This window comes from Vibrio sp. 10N.222.48.A3, assembly GCF_041475345.1.
Classification (GTDB): Bacteria; Pseudomonadota; Gammaproteobacteria; order Enterobacterales; family Vibrionaceae; genus Vibrio; species Vibrio tasmaniensis_A.
In genome coordinates this window covers 1-2,329 of record NZ_JBFRVX010000241.1, presented here as the reverse complement: position 1 = coordinate 2,329, position 2,329 = coordinate 1, and the positions used below count along the sequence as shown (strand labels likewise).

General features: G+C 43.2%; 2 protein-coding genes and 1 pseudogene. 2 read left to right on the top strand and 1 reads right to left on the bottom strand.

Annotation, left to right across the window (positions count from 1 at the left end; all coding sequences use genetic code 11):
- Window positions 1-125 precede the first annotated feature (125 nt).
- A complete protein-coding gene (locus AB4653_RS08195; protein ID WP_009847963.1) occupies window positions 126-764 on the bottom strand; it encodes a TetR/AcrR family transcriptional regulator in 639 nt (212 codons plus the stop codon).
- 221 nt (window positions 765-985) lie between these two features.
- Here AB4653_RS08195 and rfaD point away from each other — a divergent pair, with 221 nt between their 5' ends.
- Window positions 986-1,927 carry an ADP-glyceromanno-heptose 6-epimerase gene (rfaD, locus tag AB4653_RS08190; protein ID WP_009847964.1) on the top strand — a complete coding sequence of 314 codons (942 nt, stop codon included), beginning with the start codon at window positions 986-988 and terminating at the stop codon, window positions 1,925-1,927.
- A 75-nt stretch (window positions 1,928-2,002) separates the two neighbouring features.
- Window positions 2,003-2,329 (top strand): annotated as a pseudogene (locus AB4653_RS08185) (lauroyl-Kdo(2)-lipid IV(A) myristoyltransferase); the annotation flags it as partial.

The window sequence follows — 2,329 nt, the reverse complement described above, 5'->3', positions numbered from 1 at the left end:
ATTCCCTATCACGCTCGTTCCTCGCTGTAGGGAATGACGTCACGATTTATATCCCACCACTCGAATCTGCGCTTTTCCGCTCTCGTTACCCGAATCCGACTTACCGCTTACCCACATCTTCGCTTTTATTTGCTGTTCAGCGCTCTTACACCATCTTCTAACAATGTCAGTTGCTCAAAGCCTTGAGTCGTTGCAATCGGTTTAACGGTTGCGATCATCTGCAGCATTCCTTGGTGAACAACTTGCTCCGTAATTTGAGATTTTGGAGACATCGCCGACTGATACGCCAACCAACCCGATGCGATCAAGTGGAGAGATGTGACCATCGACTTCATTTCTGTATCTGTTGCTTTTAGCAAGTTCAACTCAACAAAAGCTCTCATAATATCCACAAGATTCGTTTGCAGCTTTTCTTGAACGGCCATGTAATCAAGATGCAGCTTTTCATCACGAGACAATATTTCAGGCAGGTTCGCATAGAAGAATCGGTACTTCCACATCAATGTGAAGATTGAATCTAAGTAGCTTTTTAGTAGCGTCAGGCTTTCTTGCTGCCCTTGAATCGGAGTAAACCTTTCAAGTAACTCAGTCGAGTAGAGAGTAAAGATATCACGTACAATTTCTTGTTTGTTGCGGAAGTGGTAGTAGAGGTTACCTGGGCTGATTTCGATGTGCTCAGCAATATGATTGGTCGTAATACTACGCTCGCCGTGCTCATTAAAAAGCTCTAGAGCTGCGTAAACAATCTTGTCACGTGTTTTCATTAGTAATTAGATCCCTATCCGTTTAGTGGTTCAGTATATCGCCACTAAACAGATAGATCGACCTGTTCACATCTGGTCGAATTAGCTCTGACGAAAATGGATAGAATATCTCAATTAACATCACTACATTACACTAGAATTAAAGAATTATTCCGCTAGCTCGCTTCGTTTGTTCCTTGCTATACTCGTGTGAGTTTGTATTCAAAAAAGTAGGAAGAAATATGATTATCGTAACTGGTGGTGCAGGCATGATTGGCAGCAATATTGTTAAGGCGCTCAATGAAGCAGGCCACAACGATATTCTAGTTGTCGACAACTTAAAAGATGGCAAAAAATTTAAGAACCTGGTTGACCTAGATATCACCGATTACATGGATCGTGATGACTTTCTAACTCAAGTTATGGCTGGCGATGATTTCGGTCACATTGAGGCTGTTTTCCATGAAGGTGCATGCTCAGCAACCACAGAGTGGGATGGCAAATACATGATGCTAAACAACTACGAATACTCGAAAGAGTTGCTGCATTACTGTATCGAGCGCGAGATTCCGTTCTTGTATGCTTCTTCTGCTGCCACTTATGGTGAAACCGATACCTTTATTGAAGAGCCGCAGTACGAAGGCGCGCTAAACGTATACGGCTATTCAAAACAGCGATTTGATAACTATGTGCGTCGCTTAACTGCAGATGCAACCGCACACAACGAAACGCTTTCTCAAATCACTGGGTTTCGATACTTCAATGTCTACGGTCCACGTGAACAGCACAAAGGCAGCATGGCTTCTGTCGCTTTCCACCTAAACAATCAAATGAACGCTGGTGAAAACCCGAAATTATTCGCAGGAAGCGAAACCTTCAAGCGTGATTTTGTGTATGTTGGTGATGTTGCGGCCGTAAACCTGTGGTTCTTAAAAAATGGCGTATCAGGTATCTTCAACCTAGGTACAGGTAATGCCGAATCATTTGAAGAAGTCGCAAAAGCGGTGATTAAGCATCACGGTAAGGGAGAGATTGAAACTATCCCATTCCCTGAGCATTTGAAAGGTGCTTACCAAGAGTTTACTCAAGCTGATTTAACTAAGTTGCGTAATGCCGGTTGCGATGTTCAATTTAAATCGGTTGCTGAAGGCGTCAGCGAGTACATGCAGTCAGTTAATCGCTAGATTACACTCTCCCGAAAACAAGCTAACGGTATACTGTTAGCTTGTTCAATATATATCGCCAGTTAAAGGTTTACAGTGACAACTCAACGCGACGACTACGATCCTAAAGCATACAACCCCAAATTCATCAGTGCGTTTTTATCACCAAAACACTGGGGAACTTGGCTCGGGCTATGCCTATGTCTACCCATTTCTTTGCTGCCAAACTCGATTCGAGTAGCCATAGCAAAATTCGTGGCGACAAAAATGGCGAAGAAGCAACGTGGCTCAGTACAAAAGGCACGTATAAACCTCGCGCTTTGTTTTCCAGAAAAGTCTGTTCAAGAGCGTGAAACCATTCTAACCAATTGCCTAACAACTGCTGGCGCCTTTTTACTTGGTTTTCCTGCCATATCATTACGC